The sequence below is a fragment of the Streptomyces sirii genome (assembly GCF_045690365.1).
Classification (GTDB): Bacteria; Actinomycetota; Actinomycetes; order Streptomycetales; family Streptomycetaceae; genus Streptomyces; species Streptomyces sirii.
In genome coordinates, this window is the sequence record NZ_CP147982.1 from 5,523,388 (window position 1) to 5,540,538 (window position 17,151).

Below are 17,151 nucleotides of genomic sequence, written 5' to 3' on the forward strand. Positions count from 1 at the left end.
GTGATCCGTTCCGTCCTCGTAGCCAACCGCGGCGAGATCGCCCGCCGGGTCTTGCGTACCTGCCGCGAACTGGGCATCGCCACCGTCGCCGTGCACTCCGACGCCGACGCCGGCGCCCCCCACGTCCGGGAGGCCGACACCGCCGTCCGGCTCCCCGGCGACGCCCCCGCCGACACCTACCTGCGCGGCGAGCTGATCGTGCGGGCGGCGCTGGCCGCCGGTGCCGACGCCGTCCACCCCGGCTACGGCTTCCTCTCCGAGAACGCCGACTTCGCGGCGGCGGTGGCCGACGCGGGCCTGACCTGGATCGGCCCGCCGCCCCCCGCCATCGAGGCGATGGCCTCCAAGACCCGCTCCAAGGAGCTGATGGCGGCGGCCGGGGTGCCGCTGCTGTCCCCCGTGGACCCGGCCACCGCCACCGCGGACGAGCTGCCCCTGCTGGTGAAGGCGGCCGCGGGCGGCGGCGGCCGCGGGATGCGCGTGGTGCGCGAACTGGCCGACCTGCCGGGCGAGTTGAAGGCCGCCGAGGCCGAGGCGGCGGCCGCCTTCGGGGACGGCGAGGTCTTCGTCGAGCCGTATGTCGTCGGCGGCCGCCACGTCGAGGTGCAGATCCTCGCCGACGCCCACGGCACCGTCTGGACGCTCGGCACCCGCGACTGCTCCCTCCAGCGCCGCCACCAGAAGGTCATCGAGGAGGCGCCCGCCCCCGGACTGCCCGAGGAGCTGCGCGAGACCCTGCACCGGGCCGCGGAGCGGGCCGCCCGCGCCATCGGCTACCGCGGCGCGGGCACCGTGGAGTTCCTGGTGTCGGCCGACGGGCGGGCGTACTTCCTGGAGACGAACACCCGCCTTCAGGTCGAGCACCCGGTCACCGAGGAGATCTACCGCCTCGACCTGGTCGCCCTGCAGATCCGGATCGCCGAGGGCCGGCCGCTCGACGCCCGCCCGCCCGAGCCCGCCGGGCACGCCGTCGAGGCCCGCCTCTACGCCGAGGACCCGGCGGCCGGCTGGCAGCCGCAGACCGGCACCCTGCACCGCCTCACCCTGCCCGACGGCATCCGCCTGGACTCCGGCGTCACCGGCGGCGACCGTGTCACCGTCCACTACGACGCCCTGCTCGCCAAGGCCATCGCCTGGGCACCGACCCGCGAGGAGGCCGTGCGCAAGCTGGCCGGCGCCCTGGAACGCGCCCGCATCCACGGCCCCGCCACCAACCGCGCCCTGCTCGTCCGCTCCCTGCGCCACCCGGAGTTCACCGACCCGGCGGGCCTGGACACCGGCTTCTACGACCGCAACCTGGCGGAGCTGACCGGGCCCGGCGACCCCGCCGCGGCACGGGTGGCGGCCCTGGCCGCGGCCCTCGCCGACGCCCACGGCCGGTCCCGCTTCGGGGGCTTTCGCAACGTCCCCTCCGCCCCGCAGGCCAAGACCTACGACTGCGACGGCACCACGCACGAGGTCCGCTACCGCCTGGCCCGCGGCCACCTGCACGCCGAGGACCTCCCCGGCGTCCGACTGCTGGCCTCCTCCGCCACCGGGGTGGTCCTCGAAGTCGACGGCCTGCGCCGGGAGTTCACCGTCACCCGCTACGGCGAGCGGGTCCACGTCGACACCCCTCAGGGCTCCTGGGCCCTGACCGCGCTGCCCCGCTTCCCCGACCCCGCGGCCCGTACGGAGCCGGGCTCCCTGCTGGCCCCCATGCCCGGCACGGTCGTCCGCATCGCCGACGGACTGGTCGAGGGGGCCCGGGTCGAACCGGGCCAGACCCTGATGTGGCTGGAGGCGATGAAGATGGAACACAAGATCACCGCACCGGCCGCCGGCACGCTCACCGCCCTGCCCGCCCGCACCGGCCGGCAGGTCGAGGTGGGCGCGCTGCTCGCCGTGGTCGCGGACTGACCCGCACGGACCGCACCGCGGGGCCACGCCGGACCGCACGGATCGACCCGCGGGGCCACGCCCGGACCGCACGCACCTCACCCACGCACACAAGGAGCCTTCATGAGCAACCCTGTGATCGAGACCGAGGAACACCGCGCCCTGCGCGAAGCCGTGGCCGCACTGGGCCGCCGCTACGGCCGGGAGTACTTCGCCACCGCCGTCGCCGAGGGCCGGCACACCGACGACCTGTGGCGGGAGGCCGCCAAGCTCGGCTACCTGGGCGTCAACCTCCCCGAGGAGTACGGCGGCGGAGGCGGCGGCATCACCGAACTCTCCCTCGTGCTGGAGGAGCTGGGGGCCGCCGGCTGCCCGCTGTTGATGATGGTCGTCTCGCCCGCCATCTGCGGCGCGGTCATCGCCCGCTTCGGCACCGAGCACCAGAAGCGGACCTGGCTGCCCGGCCTGGCCGACGGCTCCCGCACGATGGCCTTCGGCATCACCGAACCGGACGCCGGGTCCAACTCGCACCGCATCACCACCACCGCCCGCAGGGACGGGGAGGGATGGGTCCTCAGCGGCCGCAAGGTGTTCGTCTCGGGCGTGGACATCGCCGACGCGACCCTGATCGTCGGCCGCACGGAGGACGCCCGGACCGGACGCCTCAAGCCGTGCCTGTTCATCGTCCCGCGCGACGCCCCCGGCTTCGGCCGCAGCGCCATACCGATGGAACTGGCCGCCCCGGAGAAGCAGTTCGAGCTGACCCTGGACGAGGTGCGGCTGCCCGCCGACGCCCTCGTCGGCGACGAGGACGCCGGACTCCTCCAGCTCTTCGCCGGGCTCAACCCCGAACGCATCATGACCGCCGCCTTCGCCCTCGGCATGGGCCGCTACGCCCTGGAACGGGCCGTGGACTACGCCCGCACCCGCCAGGTGTGGAAGGAGCCCATCGGCGCCCACCAGGCCATCGCCCACCCGCTCGCCCAGGCCCATATCGAACTGGAACTGGCCCGGTTGATGATGCGCAAGGCGGCGCACCTCTACGACGCGGGCGACGACCCGGCCGCGGGGGAGGCCGCCAACATGGCCAAGTACGCGGCGGCCGAGGCCGCGGTGCACGCCGTCGACCAGGCCGTCCACACCCTCGGCGGCAACGGCCTCACCCGGGAGTACGGCCTCGCCTCGATGATCACCGCCGCCCGGGTCGCCCGGATCGCACCGGTCAGCCGCGAGATGATCCTCAACTTCGTCTCCCACCAGACCCTGGGGCTGCCCAAGTCGTACTGACGCCGACGCCTACCGGGGGCCCACCCGGACCTACCGCGGCCTCCCGAGGTCTACTGAGACCGGCAAGCCCGCCCGCCCGGCGACCGCCGCGCCCCCTGAGCGCACCCCCGTGCACGGACGGCGAGTTGCCGGGCAGGCCACCCGTGCACGATCCTGCGGCGTGCACCGCGCGCCAGGGAAAGGAGCCCGACCCACCGATGACCGACGCACCCGCGACACCCCTGGTGACGCGCTCCCACGAGCGCGGCATCACCACCCTCACCCTCGACTCCCCGCACAACCGCAACGCGCTCTCCGCCCGGCTGATGGCCGAGCTGCACACGGCGCTGGCGGACGCCGCGGCCGACGACGCCACCCGCGCCGTCGTCCTGACCCACACCGGCGGCACGTTCTGCGCCGGCGCCGATCTGACCGAGGCCACCTCGGGGGCGGCCACCGCCGGCCCCCTGGCCCTGGTCGAGCTGCTGCGCGCCATCGTGGAGTTGCCCCGGCCCGTCGTCGCCCGGGTCACCGGCCACGTACGGGCCGGCGGCCTCGGGCTGCTCGGCGCCTGCGACATCGCCGCGGCCGGCCAGGACGCCACCTTCGCCTTCACCGAGGCCCGCCTCGGCCTGGCCCCCGCCGTGATCTCGCTGCCGCTGCTGCCGCGTCTCGACGCGCGCGCCGCGAGCCGCTACTACCTGACCGGCGAGAAGTTCGGCCCGGCGGAGGCGGCCGGGATCGGGCTGGTCACCCTCGCCGCCGAGGACGTAGACGCCGGGCTCGCCCCCGTACTGGAGGGCCTGCGCAAGGGCTCGCCCCAGGGCCTGGCCGAGTCGAAGAAGCTGGTCACCGCCCAGGTGCTGGCCGCCTTCGACCGCGACACCGACGCGCTCGCCGAGCAGTCCGCGCGGCTCTTCGGCTCCGCCGAGGCCCGTGAGGGCATGACCGCCTTCCTGGAGCGACGGGCCCCGGCATGGGCGCGCTGACCCCGGCCCGCGGCGCCCGCCCGCCCCAGCAGGAACGCAGCCGGGCGACCCGCCTGAAGCTGCTGGAGGCGGCCGTCTCCTGCCTGGCCGAACGCGGCTGGAGCGGCAGTACGGTCTCGGTGGTCGCCGAGCGGGCGGGCGTCTCCCGGGGCGCCGCCCAGCACCACTTCCGCACCCGCGAGGACCTCTTCACGGCGGCCGTCGAGCATGTCGCCGACAAGCGGCAGGGCGCCCTGAAGGCGGTCGCCCACAACCTGCCGCCCGCCGGCTCCATCGCCCGCACCTGGATCATCGTCGAGGAACTGGTCGGCCTGTACACGGGGCCGCTGTTCAAGGCCGCGCTGCACCTGTGGGTGGCCGCCTCCGACGAGGAGCAGCTCCGCGAACGCGTCACCGCCCTGGAGGCACGGGTAGGCCGCGAGGCGCACCGCACCGCGGTGGCCCTCCTGGACGCCGACGAGGCCGTACCCGGCGTACGCGAGACCGTCCAGGGCCTCCTCGACATGGCCCGGGGCCTGGGCCTGGCCAACCTGCTGACGGACGACTCCTCCCGCCGCGACCGGGTCGTCGAGCAGTGGGCGAAGATCATCGACGCGGTGCTGAATCCGCTGCGCTCGGCTTGATCCCACGTTGTCGGCTGTCCCGCCGTGGTGGTTTCTCGCCGTTGCTCCCCCACTGCCTAAGGGGCGTGGGAGGTACCCCCAGCGGCGGGCGGTGCCGCTGCGCGGAGCGTTTTCGGCAGCGGGTGCGCCCCTCCGGACTCCGTCCTGCGGTCCGCCCCCTCCCGTTGAGGGGGGAGAAAACCAGTGGGGCTGAACGTCAGTCTTCGTGTGCCGGTAGTCGACAGATCAGGCCCGCCCCCACCGGGCCTTCCCACTCCCACCCACGGGAGGGGACAGACCGTAGGACGGAGTCCGTAGGGCTGTCACCGCACCCGACAACCCACGCCCGCCGCTGGGGGTACCTCCCACGCCCCTTAGGCAGTGGGGGAGCAACGGCGAACAACCAGCACGGCGCCGCAGCCGACAACGTGGGAAGCCAGCCCAAGCGCAGCTTGTCAGTGGCCGCCCCTATCGTTCCCCGTAACGCCAACGACCGTGAAAGCAGGGGGACATGGGCGACTACTTCCAGACCATCGTGGACGTCGACGCCACGGCCGAGGACGCCGCGCGGCTCGGCGCGAAGGTCGTGGCCTGGCTGGTGGCCGAGGGCATCGTGGAGGCCGAGCCGAGTAACTGTGTGCTCGACGGCGACGGTCGGGGGCACGCCGCCGGGCCCCGCTACGGCACGGCCGTCCATGACGACACGTACGAGAACGGCGGGCTGTACGTCCACGTCGGCCGCACGATGTTCGACTCCGGGCAGGGCCATCCGGAGGCGGTGACCTGCCCGCACTGCTCGGCGCGGACCGAGCTGACACTCGCCGACCAGCCCTGGGAGCCGGACGACGAGGCATGGGGGCCGTTCCGGGGCGCCATACGGGGCTGGGACGAGGGCGACGCGGAGGCCACGAAGGTCGGCTGCCGGTCCTGCGGCCGGGCCGCGCCGGTGGACCGGTGGCGGTGGAAGGACGACTTCTTCGCCTTCGGCCACCTGGGCTTCACGTTCTGGAACTGGACGAACCTCCGCGACGCGTTCGTCGCGGAGTTCTCCCCGCGCCTGGGCGGACACCGCACCGTGGAGCTCGGCGGCAAGCTCTGACCGCCGCCGAGCCCCACGGCCGGGCGGCTCAGCGCGCGATGTCGTCGTAGCCGGAGATCTCCTGCGGCCCGCGCGCACCGGGGCCGACGTAGCGGGCCGAGGGGCGCACGAGCCGGCCGGTCCGCTTCTGCTCCAGGATGTGCGCGCTCCAGCCGGCCGTCCGCGCGCAGGTGAACATGGAGGTGAACATGTGCGCCGGGACCTCGGCGAAGTCCAGCACGATGGCCGCCCAGAACTCGACGTTGGTGGCCAGCACCCGGTCCGGGCGGCGGTTGTGCAGCTCCTCCAGCGCGGCCTTCTCCAGCGCTTCGGCGACCTCGAAGCGGGGGGCGGCCAGCTCCCTGGCGGTGCGCCGCAGCACCCGCGCCCGCGGGTCCTCCGCGCGGTAGACGCGGTGCCCGAAGCCCATCAGCCGCTCGCCCTTGTCCAGCGCCTTGCGGACATAGGCACCGGCGTCGCCGGTCCGCTCGATCTCCTCGATCATGCCCAGGACCCGGGAGGGCGCGCCGCCGTGCAGCGGACCGGACATCGCGCCGACCGCGCCGGAGAGCGCCGCCGCCACATCGGCTCCGGTGGAGGCGATGACCCGGGCGGTGAAGGTGGAGGCGTTCATGCCGTGCTCGGCGGCCGAGGTCCAGTAGGCGTCGACGGCCTTGACGTGCTTGGGGTCGGGCTCACCGCGCCAGCGCTTCATGAAGCGCTCCACGACGGTCTCCGCCTTGTCGATCTCCTTCTGCGGCACCATCGGCAGGCCCTGCCCGCGCGCCGACTGGGCGACGTAGGACAGTGCCATGACCGCCGCTCGGGCCAGGTTGTCGCGGGCGGTCGCCTCGTCGATGTCCAGCAGCGGTTTCAGGCCCCATACGGGCGCGAGCATGGCGAGCGCCGACTGCACATCGACCCGGATGTCTCCGGAGTGCACCGGGATCGGGAACGGCTCGGCGGGCGGCAGACCGGGGTTGAACGCCCCGTCGACCAGCAGCCCCCAGACGTTGCCGAACGACACGTCCCCGACGAGGTCTTCGATGTCGACCCCGCGGTAGCGGAGCGCGCCGCCCTCCTTATCCGGTTCGGCGATCTCCGTCTCGAACGCGACGATTCCCTCGAGTCCGGGTACGAAGTCGGACATCAGGCGGCTCCTCAAGATGGGGACGGCATACGGCCTGTGACCGGCTGCCGTGCGGTCGAGTCTGGTTGCGGCGCCGGCGCGGTTACGCGGCTGCGCGGGCAGCTCGCGGTCCGTACCGGTCACCCCGGTGATGCCCCGCCAGGGCGTGGGCCACGCGAGGGTCCTGCCCGCGGTGGGTCGGGGCCGCGGGCGGGCGGGGTCGGTGCGGTGCTCTTGCGGTCAGGCCGTGTGGTCAGGGCGCGCGGTGCGTCCCCTCGGGCCGGACGGAACACGATAGCTCCCGCCTGTCCGGGGGCCACAGTGCGCCGAGCCATGATTTTCGCCGGTCCCCCACCTGCGGGGAAGCGTGAGATCCGGCACACCGGTCGATTGGCCGACGGGAGGGTTACGGCTGGTCGACGAGGGGCAGACTTCCGACCCTCCCACCTGACCGCGCCCGCGGTGATGCTGCAAGATGAGGCCGTGCACCCAGCCGACGCGCCTCACGCCGAGACCCCCGATCCCTCCACCATGCGTGCGCACTACCGCGCCGAGGGACTCGCCGAGTCCGATCTCGCCGCCAGCCCTTACGACCAGTTCGCGCGCTGGTTCAAGGACGCGACCGTGGCCGGTCTGCACGAGCCGAACGCCATGGTCGTCTCGACGGCGGACGCCGCCGGTCGGCCGAGCTCGCGGACCGTGCTCCTCAAGGCGTTCGACGACCGCGGCTTCGTGTTCTTCACCAATTACCACAGCCGAAAAGGCCGCGAGCTGGCCGAGAACCCCCATATCTCCCTGGTGTTTCCCTGGCACCCGCTCTCCCGCCAGGTCGTGGTGACCGGCACCGCGGAGCGCATCGGCCGGGACGAGACCGCCGCCTACTTCCGCACCCGCCCGCACGGCTCCCAGCTGGGCGCCTGGGCCAGCGACCAGTCGGCCCCGGTCGCCTCGCGCGAGGAACTGGAGCGCGCCTACGAGGAATTGGCGGCACGCTACCCCGAGGGCGAGCAGGTTCCCGCGCCGCCGCACTGGGGCGGCTACCGGATCGCCGCCGAAACCATCGAATTCTGGCAGGGCCGCCTGAACCGGCTCCACGACCGCCTCCGATACGTCCGCGAGGCCGAGGCCGGAGCAGGCACGGAGGCTGGAGCCGAGGCCGGGGGCGTGACCTGGAGGGTGGAGCGCCTGGCGCCGTAAGACGGGCGCCTGCGCCTTGCAGCCGGATCCGGCCCCTTGCGGCCGGCCCCTGCCCCTGAGCGGAACCCGCCTACCCGAGCCCGAACACCCGAACCCGAATGCCCGAACCGGCCGTACGAACGCAGACGACCCGCGGGCTGCTCCTCCGCGCTCGGTGGCGCGAAGGGCCGGTCGGACGAACCGACAGCCCGCGGGTTGGGTGACTGCTGGGAATTGGCCGGCTGCGCATCTGCAGTATGCGCTGGTCCGGCGCTGCACTTCGGTGAAGCGACGGGCCGCTAGCCCGCAGCCACCTCACGCGTCCGGTGCGAAATCATTGGCCGAACCACCTCCCTTCTCGTGTGCACCACACATTAGGAAGCGCCCCGGCACCGCACAACCAAATTTTTCCGGGAGCAACGATTTCCGCGAATCGGCTGTGGGGTGTGTCACGTTCCAGTTGAATGTTCCCAGGTGGAGCACGTGCGGCCGCGTTCGTGAGGGGTGCCAGTGACTGCATCGTCGGCTTCTTCCGGCCTGTCCGGCTCCTCGGCCTCGGCGCGCTGCGCCGCCGACGAGACCGAGGACTCCGGCCTGCTCGCCGCGCTCCTGGACGGCATGGACGCCGCCCTGGTCGCCTTCTCGGCGGACGGCACCGTCACCCACTGGAACCACGAGGCCGAGCGCATCCTGGGCTGGACCGCCGCGGAGGCCGTCGGCCGTACGGGCCTGACCGGCTGGGCCGTCCGCAAGGAGGACGCCGACGGCGTCGGCGCGGCGCTCACGGCCGCGATGCGCTCCCCGGGCCGCCAGGTCCACGAGTTCGCCCTGCTGGCCAAGGACGGCCACCGCGTCCTCGTCCGCACCCAGTCCTCCGCCGTCCGCGGCCCCGGCGGTCGGGCCTCGGGCGCGTACTGCGCCTTCAGCGAGGTGCACACGCAGATCGACCTGGAGCGGTCCATCGCGCTCAGCGAGGCGCTCTTCGAGGACGCGTCGTGGGGTGTGGTGCTGGTCGACGCCGATCTGCGGCCCGCCGTCGTCAACGCGCACGCCGCCCGTGTCCTGGGCGTGGGGCGGACGGCGCTGCTGGGGCGCCCGCTGGCCGAGTTGCTGGCGCAGGGCGTCGAGGAACTGGAGTGCGCGCTGCAGCACGTCCTCGCCGAGGGCGCGCCGCCGGCCGCCGCCGAGCTGTGGGTGACGCTGCGCTCCGAGGAGGCCGAACTGCCGCGGCGGTGCTGGCGCAGTGGCTTCGTCCGGCTGGCCTCGCCGCTGGCGGAGGAGCCGGTGCCGCTGGGCGTCGCCTGGCTCTTCCAGGACGTCACGGAGGCCAAGCGCACCGAACAGGAGAACTCCCTGCTGCGCTTCCGCGCCCATCAGCTCCACCGCGCCGGCCGGGCGGCCGCGGAGTGCCCGGACCCGGCCGAGGCCGCCGCGGTCCACCTCGACTTCGCGCTGGCGGGCTTCGCCGACCACGGCCTGGTCGACCTCGCCACGAAGCCCGCCCCGGCGCCGTACGGAGTGGTCGCCGGGGACGACACGTACGAGGCCCATGAGGCGGACGAGGTCGACGCCGGCTACGAGGGGGCAAGCGCGGCCTGCGCTCTCGTACGGACGCTGTCCTCCCCGGCGGGTTCGCCCGGCCCCTCGGAGGCGTCCTCGGCGACCGGCATCCCCGTGCCGTATGTGCGCGGCCATCCGGCGTTCCAGGCGTACGAGCGCCGCGGGTCGGTGCGCAGCAGCGCCGGTTCGGCCCCGGCGGAGGGCTGGGCGGCCGCCCGTAACTGGCCGGACGGCACCGTGCACGGCCTGTGCGCGGTGCTGCGCAGTCGCGGCCGCACGCTCGGCGTCGTGACGTTCCTGCGCTCGCCCGCCCGCCGCCCCTTCGACCGCGCCGACGCCGACTACGCGGAGGAGGTCGCGTCCCGCATCGCCGCCGCTTTGGACCTGTCGGGCGCGGCGTCGGCCTGAGGAGACCTGGTCGCGCCTCGCGGTTCCGCGGGACGGCCACCCGCCTCCGCGGATCCCTCACCCGCCTCCCGCGGGAATGCCACCCCGCCCCACCACGTTGTGGCCCCGCAGGGGGCCCGCGCGTCCCCTACGGGATGTGTTCGCCCACCCCCTAGGCGTACCTCGCACCCCGCTCCCCGGCGCCCTCACTCCCGGTAGAAGATCCGGTCCGCGTACTCGCTCATCACCCGGGCGTTCCAGTCGTGCCCGCCGTCGACGTTGCCGGAGCGCAGCAGTGGCGGGTCGATGCCCCGCTCGGCGAGGGTGCCGGCGGCCGTCGCCACCATGGCCTGCATGATCGCGCTGGTGACCACCGTGGAGGCGGGGGCGAACGGCGCGTCGATGCCGGGGAGCGTCAGCTCCGCGTCGCCGACCGGGATCCGGCTGTCCAGGACGAGGTCGCAGTGGTCCTTGAGGAAGCCGCCGGAGACATGCCGCGACTTGGTCGTCTCCGCGTACGCCACCGACGTCACGCCGACGACCTTGATGCCCAGGGCCCGCGCGTTCATCGCCATCTCGACGGGCAGCGCGTTGCGCCCGGACAACGAGATGATCACCAGCACGTCGCCCGCCCGCAGCGGGCTGGTGTCCAGGACGGCCGCGGCCAGCCCGTCGACCCGCTCCAGCGCGCTGCCGAGCGTCGCGGGCCGTACGTCGACGCCGACGACACCCGGGACGGACAGCAGATTCATGACCGCCAGACCGCCCGCGCGGTAGACCGTGTCCTGCGCGGGGAGCGAGGAGTGGCCGGCCCCGAAGGAGAAGACCCGCCCGCCCGCCGCGACGGTGTCCGCGATCAGCCGCCCGGCGGCGGCGATCCGCTCGCCCTCCTCGTCGCGGACCTGTTGCAGCAGGTCGATCGCGGCGTCGAAGTACCGTCCGGCCAGCCGGTCGCTCCGGTCGCTGTCAGCCATTGCCGCGGGCCCCTCTCGTCGGATCACGTCGGATCTCGTCGTATCTGATCAGTGGCGCGGATCACGTTGCGGTCTGGACCAGTGCCCTGTCAATACGGCCCGACGGGGTCCGCTCCGCGGACGACGAGGCACCGTTGTCAGCGGGATGCGTCAGAATTGAGTCCAGGGCCACCGCACCACACATCAAGGGGCACGCATGTCCGGACTGATCGACACCACGGAGATGTATCTCCGCACCATCCTCGAACTCGAAGAGGAAGGTGTGGTCCCCATGCGCGCCCGCATCGCGGAGCGGCTCGAGCAGAGCGGCCCGACGGTGAGCCAGACGGTCGCGCGCATGGAGCGAGACGGGCTGCTGACGGTCGCCGGCGACCGGCATCTGGAGCTGACGGAGGAGGGCCGGCGGTTGGCGACCCGGGTGATGCGCAAGCACCGCCTCGCCGAGTGCCTGCTCGTCGACGTCATCGGGCTCGAATGGGAGCAGGTCCACGCCGAGGCGTGTCGCTGGGAGCACGTGATGAGCGAGGCGGTCGAGCGCCGCGTCGTGGAGCTGCTGCGGCATCCGACGGAGTCGCCGTACGGCAACCCCATCCCGGGCCTCGAGGAGCTGGGCGAGAAGGCCGAGGCCGATCCGTTCCTGGACGCGGGCATGGTGAGCCTGATGGACCTGGACGCCGGTGCCGACGGCAAGACGGCCGTGGTGCGCCGCATCGGTGAGCCGATCCAGGCGGACGCCCAGCTGATGTACACCCTTCGGCGGGCCGGCGTGCAGCCGGGCGCGGTGGTGAGCGTGACGGAGTCGCCGGCCGGTGTGCTGGTCGGCAGCAGCGGCGAGGCCGCCGAGCTGGACTCCGAGATCGCCTCGCACGTCTTCGTCGCCAAGCGCTGAAGCCGTGCGCTGATCGCGGCTTGCCGCGAGCGGTTTCCTTCTTTTCGCTTTTCGCACTCTCTCCGAGTGCCCCTCACGAGCCCGCTGAGCTGCGCCGACGCGCCGCTGAGCGGGCTCGGTAAGTCCTTGCGCGTTGAACGGACTTGTGCGAATCCGTGCGATACGGCCGGTCTCGTGTCACGCTGACGCATGGCCATGCGTCGGCCTGTCCTTGCCAGGGAGGGGGCTCGGATGCATCCACTGAGTCTGGAGACGGTCAGGGCCCCGGCGCTGCGAGCAGCCGGGGCCCTGCCTCCCCATGTCCCCCACCCAAGACCCGGAGCCCCGAGCTCTCAGGGTCTTCCCCCACAGGCCCCCTTCCCGGTAGGGCCCGCCTCCCGGCAGATGTCTCCCCGTGGTGAGCACGGCCAATCCTTGAGCGAGGTCACTCGAACGAGGGGTGTTCTGCGCCGGAACGGTGCGTTCGAATAGGGGTTCGATAGTGTGGAGCTGCTCACGGGACGATTGGGGGTGCCAGGGCACATGGTGCGGCGCATCGATGTGACGGGGGCCGGCGGCGTGCGACTGGCCGCCTGGGAATTCACCGACCCGCCCAAGACCGGCGGCGGGCTGGAAGGCGGCGAGCACCGTGCGGGCGTGCTGCTGCTCCATGGCCTGATGGGGCGCGCCGCGCACTGGGCGGACACCGCCCGGCGGCTGAGCGCCCGTCACCGCCCGGTCGCTCTGGACCAGCGTGGGCACGGCCGCAGCGAGAAGCCCGCCGACGGTCCGTACGACCGTGAGGCGTATGTCGACGACGCCATCGCGGCCATCGAGCAGTTGGGCCTCGCCCCGGTCGCCCTGGTCGGGCATGCCATGGGCGCCCTGACGGCGTGGCAGTTAGCGGCCCGGCGCCCGGATCTGGTCAGTGCGCTGGTCATCTGCGATATGCGGGCGTCCGCCCTGGGGGCGGCCTCGCAGCGCGAGTGGACCGAGTGGTTCCGTTCCTGGCCGGTGCCGTTCGCCACGCTCGCGGACGTCCGCAAGTGGTTCGGCGAGGACGACCCGACCCTGGAGCGGCCGCGGCCGGCCCGTGGTGAGTTCTACGCCGAGGTGATGGCCGAGCGCGCCGACGGGTGGCGACCGGTCTTCTCCCGCCGGCAGATGCTCACCGCTCGCGAGACCTGGGTCCATGACGCCCATTGGGACGAGCTCGCCCAGGTGCCGTGCCCGGCCCTTGTCATCCGCGGCCTCGACGCCGAACTGGGCCGCGCCGAAGCCCAGGAGATGGTCCGCGTCCTCCCCAGGGGCGCCTACGCCGAGATCCCCGAAGCGGGCCATCTGCTCCCCTGGGAACAGCCCGACGCCTGGTGCGCCGCCATCGAACCGTTTCTCCATACGGCGACGATGCCGAGCTGAGCGGCGGGGAGCGACAGAGCGCGGTGCGCGGCGGACGCCGAGCGTGCCGCGGCCCCTTCGGCGGTGGCTTCGGCACGGCCATATGACACTCGGGCGGCCGGGATCGCTTCAGCCGCCCGAGTGCTTCGGTCGCCTGAGCGCCTGAGCGCCTGAGCGCCTGAGCCGCCTCGGACGCCTGAGCCGCCTCGGGCGCCGCGGCCGGAGCCTTGGCCGTCGGTACAGCGCGGGCGGGGCAAGTGTCCGAGCCCGGCGTGCGGGTGAAGTGCCCTCAGTCCAGCGTGCGGGTGAAGTCGCCGCGCTGGACGCGGCCGGTGAGCGAGTCGTCCGCGCCGCTGAGCAGTGAGCCGTAGCCGGTGGCGGCCCAGAGGCTGTCCTCGGTGGGGACCTCGAAGTACGGGACGGGGCGGCCGTCCCGCCGGTCGGTGAGCACCTCCGGGGCGCGCCGGGTGCGTACGGCGCGCAGACAGGTCTCGCAGGCGGCCACCCGCAGCTGCTCACGGCGGCCCAGGGGCCGCCAGGGTATGCGGCGGACGGCAGGCCCATGGAGCGGGTGGAAGAAGCACAGCGGGAGCGTGGCGGGAGCCTTGGAGAGCGCCGCGCGGCCCTCGGCGATCAGCGCGAACACCCCGGCCAGATCGACGGTTCCGCGCGCCCGGTCCAGGACCGTGCCGGCCGCGGCGTAGGCGTCCAGGGCCCGTTCGAGGGCCGCCGGTTCGCCCTGCGCGACCCGCGCCTCCTCGCCCAGCCGGACGACTTCCTCGTTCGCGCGGTCGCGCAGCCCGGCCTCGTCGGCCTTCCGTGCGGCGGCGAAGACCGAACGCGGCAGCGCGAACGGCGTCGAGAGATCGCGCAGCCGGGCCCGCCGCCGCAGCAGCAGTCCCGCCGCGGCCAGCAGCAGCACCGGCCCGACGACGAGGGACAGGATCCGTATGAGCGGGGAACCCTGGGCGTCCGAGGGGGCCTCCTTGCCCGCGCCGGACGTCTTGTCCGGTCTGGGCGCCGAGGTGCCCAGGCTCTGGGCGGTGGCCTTCTCGTACACCGCGTCGCCGTTGCCGGCCTTGATGATGCTGATGGCGCGGGCGACGCGCTGGGCCGGCCCCGCGCCCTTCATGTCGTCCTGGAAGAAGACCGCGGCGGCGGCGTGCGACGCCTGATGGGCGTTCGCGGGCCATTCGCGGGCGGAGATGTCGCCGGGAAGGTCCCCGAGGGTGATCAGGATCGACGGGCCGCCGCCCATCCGGTCGTGGACCACCTCGGCGAGCTGGTCCGGCTTGCCGCCCCAGCTGTCGCCCTCGACCAGCGGCACCAGCGCGACCCGGATCGGCAGGCCGGTCCGCTTGATCTGGTCGACCAGCTTGCGCTGCTGGTCGGCGTCGACGGCCGTCGAGAGGGACGGATCGACATGGACGGGCGAGCGGCGCAGCGCATCGGCGATCTTCTGCCCCGGGCTCTTTCCGGCCGGACTCTGGTCGGCGGCAGCACCGGGCGCCGCCGCGGCGAACAGCAGCGCGACGGACGAGGCGCCGAGGCCGAGGGCGGTCCGCAGCCGGCGGGCGGCCGGGCGCCGCCGGGGGCCGGAACCGTGAGTGGGGTCAGTGCACACCGAAGTACTCCCGTACATCGCGGGTGAGTTGATCGATTCCGGCGCCGTCGCCGAGCGCGGCCAGCGGTCCGGGGAGAGCGGGGTACGGGGCGGACGATCCACGCCCGGCGCTGCCCGAGGAGCGCAGCCGCAGCACCGGGCCGGGGGTCACCCGGCACGCCTCGCACACCGGCAGCGACCGGGCCCGGCCGCCGCCGTCCGGCCGTGTCTGCGCGCGCTTGCGGGCCGCGCCGTGCAGCGGGTTGCGATGGCAGGCGTGCTGCGCGGCGGCCGGTTCCTCGATGGCGGTGCGGCCGGCGCGGGCCAGCACGACGGCGCAGGCGAGCGCGGTGGGCGTGGCATCGGCGTCGATCCGGCTGTCGCTGTCGCCGTCGATCAGCAGGGCGGCGGCGTCCAGACACTCCCATGCCCGGCGCCGGTCGTCCTCGGGCAGGGCGGCGGTCGGCTCCAAAGCGGCGGTGAGGGCGTCGAGTTCCTGCCGGGCGGTGCGCCGCAGCCACGACAGCGAGGGCTGGTGCGGTGCCTGGGGGAGGCCCTGGGCGCCGTCCGCCGCCCGCACCCGGCGGGTGATCACGCGGACGATGCCGCACCCCGCCGCCACCAGTCCGAAGAGCAGGCCCGCGGCGAAGGCGCCGACGAGCAGACCGGGCGCGAAGTCCCCGGCGAACAGGCCGGGCAGCGTCTGCTCCTCGGCGGGGTCGGCGGCGGACGGCGGGACATAGGGGGTGTTGCCCGTGCTGTCCTTGGGGGACTTGGCGAGGTAGGTCAGCAGCCGGTCCAGGCGGCGGCCGAGCGCGGGGTCGGTGGATTCGGGGTACGACAGATCGCGCGGGCGGTCGATGAGGTACATGTCGTTCACGCGGGTGCCGTAGTTGACGACCTCGATGCCGCCGGACACCGGCTCGGCGAGCACGATGAGCAGATCGCGGCGCAGCCGGTCGTGCAGCGACTTGGCCAGCAGCTCCTTGTCGCCGCCGGACTCGTCGTCGGTGCTGCTGGGCACGGCGGCGATCACCACCGGAAGGTCCATCCCGCGCAACCGCTTGCGCAGGCGGTCGCTTTCGGCGGCGTCCAGCGCGGGCGTGCTCTCCGGGTCGAGGTAGAGCGGGTCGCGGCGCAGCCCGTCGGCGACCCGGTCGACACGCGTGCGCAGGTCGGCGGCCGTGGGGCGGGAGCCGTCGCCGTCGTCGGTGGCGTCGAAGACCTGCGACGCGGTGAAGGCGATCAGGCCGGCCAGCACCACGGCCCCCGCCAGCAGGGGCAGCAACCGCGTGCGCGGAAGCCGGCCCGGACCGCCGGCCGACCGCTTGCCGGCGCTTCCCTTCTTCCCGGCGCTTCCCTTCTTCCCCGGGCGCGCCTTCGAGCCGCCGCCCGTCCTCGTCCCGCCGGGCGCCGCCGGTGCGCCCGCGGCCGCCGCGCGGCGCACCCGCCGCCGCCGGAGTGCGTACACCGTGATCAGCAGGGCAGTGACCGGGATCGCGGCGACCGCGATGCCGGTCACGAAGCTCTGGTTCTCGCGGTCGGTGCGGCTGGTGTGCAGGCCGGGCGGTTCGTCCGCCGACCCGTGCCCGTACTTGGCGCGTGCCTTCTCGGCGCGCTGATGCGCCTGCCCGGAGGTGGCGACCTCGACGAAGTGCCGGAAGACCTCGCGGGGGGTGGCGTCATACGGCAGCTCGTACAGCGTCGCGGTGTCCGCGTCCTGGGCACCCGGCAGGCTCACGCCGTAGGTCTGCACCGCGTCCAGACCGGAGTCGGTCATGGCGACATACAGGCCCTTGCGCCCCAGCCGGTCATGGACACCGGCGAGCAGGGCGTCGGCCTTGGAGCCGTAGGCGGAGCTCGGCAGCACGATCACATACGTCGGCACGCCCAGCCGCCGGGCCTCCCGGGCGAACTCGGGCGCGGACGAGCGGGGGACGGCGCGCGGGATCTGGTCGCTGATGTAGACCGGGCTCTTGCGCAGCTGCTCGGCGAGGTACGCGGTCTGCGTGGGCCGGTCGGGTCCGGCCGGCGCCGCCCACACGGCGCCGGCGCACAGCAGCACCGCCAGCCAGCCCGTCACCAGCACGATTCCGGCGCGCATCACCGCCCCCACCCCCGTTTGTCCCCCGTCGTCGCGCGACCCTCGTCGCTGTCGTCGCCACGACGCTACCGCCCGCGCGCACCGGCCGGTGCGGCCTGTGGACAACCTCACGGCGCGGCCGCACCGGCCCGGTGGGCCG

At 73.9% G+C, this 17,151-nt stretch carries 13 protein-coding genes; 9 read left to right on the forward strand and 4 right to left on the reverse strand.

Annotation, left to right across the window (positions count from 1 at the left end; all coding sequences use genetic code 11):
• The 5 genes from WAB15_RS25050 (at nt 1) to WAB15_RS25070 (ending at nt 5,834) form a co-directional block, all read left to right on the forward strand.
• The gene (locus WAB15_RS25050; RefSeq protein ID WP_407287620.1) at nt 1-1,899 is read left to right on the forward strand and encodes a biotin carboxylase N-terminal domain-containing protein; all 1,899 of its coding nucleotides are present in this window, start codon (nt 1-3) and stop codon (nt 1,897-1,899) included.
• Between the two features lie 102 nt (nt 1,900-2,001).
• Nucleotides 2,002-3,165: an acyl-CoA dehydrogenase family protein gene (locus WAB15_RS25055; RefSeq protein ID WP_407287621.1), complete on the forward strand. Its 1,164-nt coding sequence runs from the start codon at nt 2,002-2,004 to the stop codon at nt 3,163-3,165.
• 197 nt (nt 3,166-3,362) lie between these two features.
• Nucleotides 3,363-4,133 carry an enoyl-CoA hydratase family protein gene (locus WAB15_RS25060; RefSeq protein WP_407287622.1) on the forward strand — a complete coding sequence of 257 codons (771 nt, stop codon included), beginning with the start codon at nt 3,363-3,365 and terminating at the stop codon, nt 4,131-4,133.
• Complete coding sequence (locus WAB15_RS25065; RefSeq protein ID WP_399148187.1) at nt 4,121-4,756, forward strand: TetR/AcrR family transcriptional regulator; 636 nt, start codon at nt 4,121-4,123, stop codon at nt 4,754-4,756. Before WAB15_RS25060 ends, WAB15_RS25065 begins: the two co-directional genes overlap by 13 nt.
• Nucleotides 4,757-5,246: 490 nt before the next feature.
• Nucleotides 5,247-5,834, forward strand: a complete 588-nt coding sequence (locus tag WAB15_RS25070) for a hypothetical protein (protein ID WP_407287623.1) — start codon at nt 5,247-5,249, stop codon at nt 5,832-5,834.
• 28 nt (nt 5,835-5,862) lie between these two features.
• Here the strand turns inward: WAB15_RS25070 and WAB15_RS25075 are convergent, their stop codons facing one another.
• Complete coding sequence (locus WAB15_RS25075; protein ID WP_399148189.1) at nt 5,863-6,963, reverse strand: citrate synthase 2; 1,101 nt, start codon at nt 6,961-6,963, stop codon at nt 5,863-5,865.
• Nucleotides 6,964-7,473: 510 nt separating this feature from the next.
• Between WAB15_RS25075 and pdxH the strand changes: the two genes are divergently transcribed.
• Entirely contained in the window at nt 7,474-8,139 is a 666-nt protein-coding gene (gene pdxH, locus WAB15_RS25080) for a pyridoxamine 5'-phosphate oxidase (RefSeq protein ID WP_399148356.1), read from the forward strand.
• A gap of 597 nt (nt 8,140-8,736) precedes the next feature.
• Nucleotides 8,737-10,086, forward strand: coding sequence for a PAS domain-containing protein (locus WAB15_RS25085; protein ID WP_399148357.1), 1,350 nt, complete (start codon nt 8,737-8,739; stop codon nt 10,084-10,086).
• Between the two features lie 185 nt (nt 10,087-10,271).
• Here WAB15_RS25085 and WAB15_RS25090 read toward each other — a convergent pair whose 3' ends face one another.
• A complete protein-coding gene (locus WAB15_RS25090; protein ID WP_399148190.1) occupies nt 10,272-11,039 on the reverse strand; it encodes an SIS domain-containing protein in 768 nt (255 codons plus the stop codon).
• Nucleotides 11,040-11,235: 196 nt separating this feature from the next.
• Here WAB15_RS25090 and WAB15_RS25095 point away from each other — a divergent pair, with 196 nt between their 5' ends.
• Nucleotides 11,236-11,928, forward strand: a complete 693-nt coding sequence (locus tag WAB15_RS25095; RefSeq protein ID WP_238574840.1) for a metal-dependent transcriptional regulator — start codon at nt 11,236-11,238, stop codon at nt 11,926-11,928.
• Nucleotides 11,929-12,450: 522 nt separating this feature from the next.
• Nucleotides 12,451-13,326: an alpha/beta fold hydrolase gene (locus tag WAB15_RS25100; RefSeq protein ID WP_399148191.1), complete on the forward strand. Its 876-nt coding sequence runs from the start codon at nt 12,451-12,453 to the stop codon at nt 13,324-13,326.
• A 268-nt stretch (nt 13,327-13,594) separates the two neighbouring features.
• On the opposite strand, the gene WAB15_RS25105 is transcribed toward WAB15_RS25100, so the two are convergent.
• Together WAB15_RS25105 and WAB15_RS25110 are read right to left on the reverse strand one after the other, a co-directional pair.
• On the reverse strand, nt 13,595-14,929 hold the full coding sequence (locus WAB15_RS25105; protein WP_407287624.1) for a hypothetical protein: 1,335 nt from the start codon (nt 14,927-14,929) through the stop codon (nt 13,595-13,597).
• Complete coding sequence (locus tag WAB15_RS25110; RefSeq protein WP_407287625.1) at nt 14,919-17,012, reverse strand: hypothetical protein; 2,094 nt, start codon at nt 17,010-17,012, stop codon at nt 14,919-14,921. Before WAB15_RS25110 ends, WAB15_RS25105 begins: the two co-directional genes overlap by 11 nt.
• Nucleotides 17,013-17,151 lie beyond the last annotated feature (139 nt).

Bases quoted from the DNA above. Each gene is read 5' to 3' on its own strand.
- WAB15_RS25055 (WP_407287621.1), top strand. From the start codon at position 2,002: ATGAGCAACCCTGTGATCGAGACCGAGGAACACCGCGCCCTGCGCGAA.
- WAB15_RS25060 (WP_407287622.1), top strand. From the start codon at position 3,363: ATGACCGACGCACCCGCGACACCCCTGGTGACGCGCTCCCACGAGCGC.
- WAB15_RS25065 (WP_399148187.1), top strand. From the start codon at position 4,121: ATGGGCGCGCTGACCCCGGCCCGCGGCGCCCGCCCGCCCCAGCAGGAA.
- WAB15_RS25070 (WP_407287623.1), top strand. From the start codon at position 5,247: ATGGGCGACTACTTCCAGACCATCGTGGACGTCGACGCCACGGCCGAG.
- WAB15_RS25075 (WP_399148189.1), bottom strand. From the start codon at position 6,963: ATGTCCGACTTCGTACCCGGACTCGAGGGAATCGTCGCGTTCGAGACG.
- pdxH (WP_399148356.1), top strand. From the start codon at position 7,474: ATGCGTGCGCACTACCGCGCCGAGGGACTCGCCGAGTCCGATCTCGCC.
- WAB15_RS25085 (WP_399148357.1), top strand. From the start codon at position 8,737: ATGGACGCCGCCCTGGTCGCCTTCTCGGCGGACGGCACCGTCACCCAC.
- WAB15_RS25090 (WP_399148190.1), bottom strand. From the start codon at position 11,039: ATGGCTGACAGCGACCGGAGCGACCGGCTGGCCGGACGGTACTTCGAC.
- WAB15_RS25095 (WP_238574840.1), top strand. From the start codon at position 11,236: ATGTCCGGACTGATCGACACCACGGAGATGTATCTCCGCACCATCCTC.
- WAB15_RS25100 (WP_399148191.1), top strand. From the start codon at position 12,451: ATGGTGCGGCGCATCGATGTGACGGGGGCCGGCGGCGTGCGACTGGCC.
- WAB15_RS25110 (WP_407287625.1), bottom strand. From the start codon at position 17,012: ATGCGCGCCGGAATCGTGCTGGTGACGGGCTGGCTGGCGGTGCTGCTG.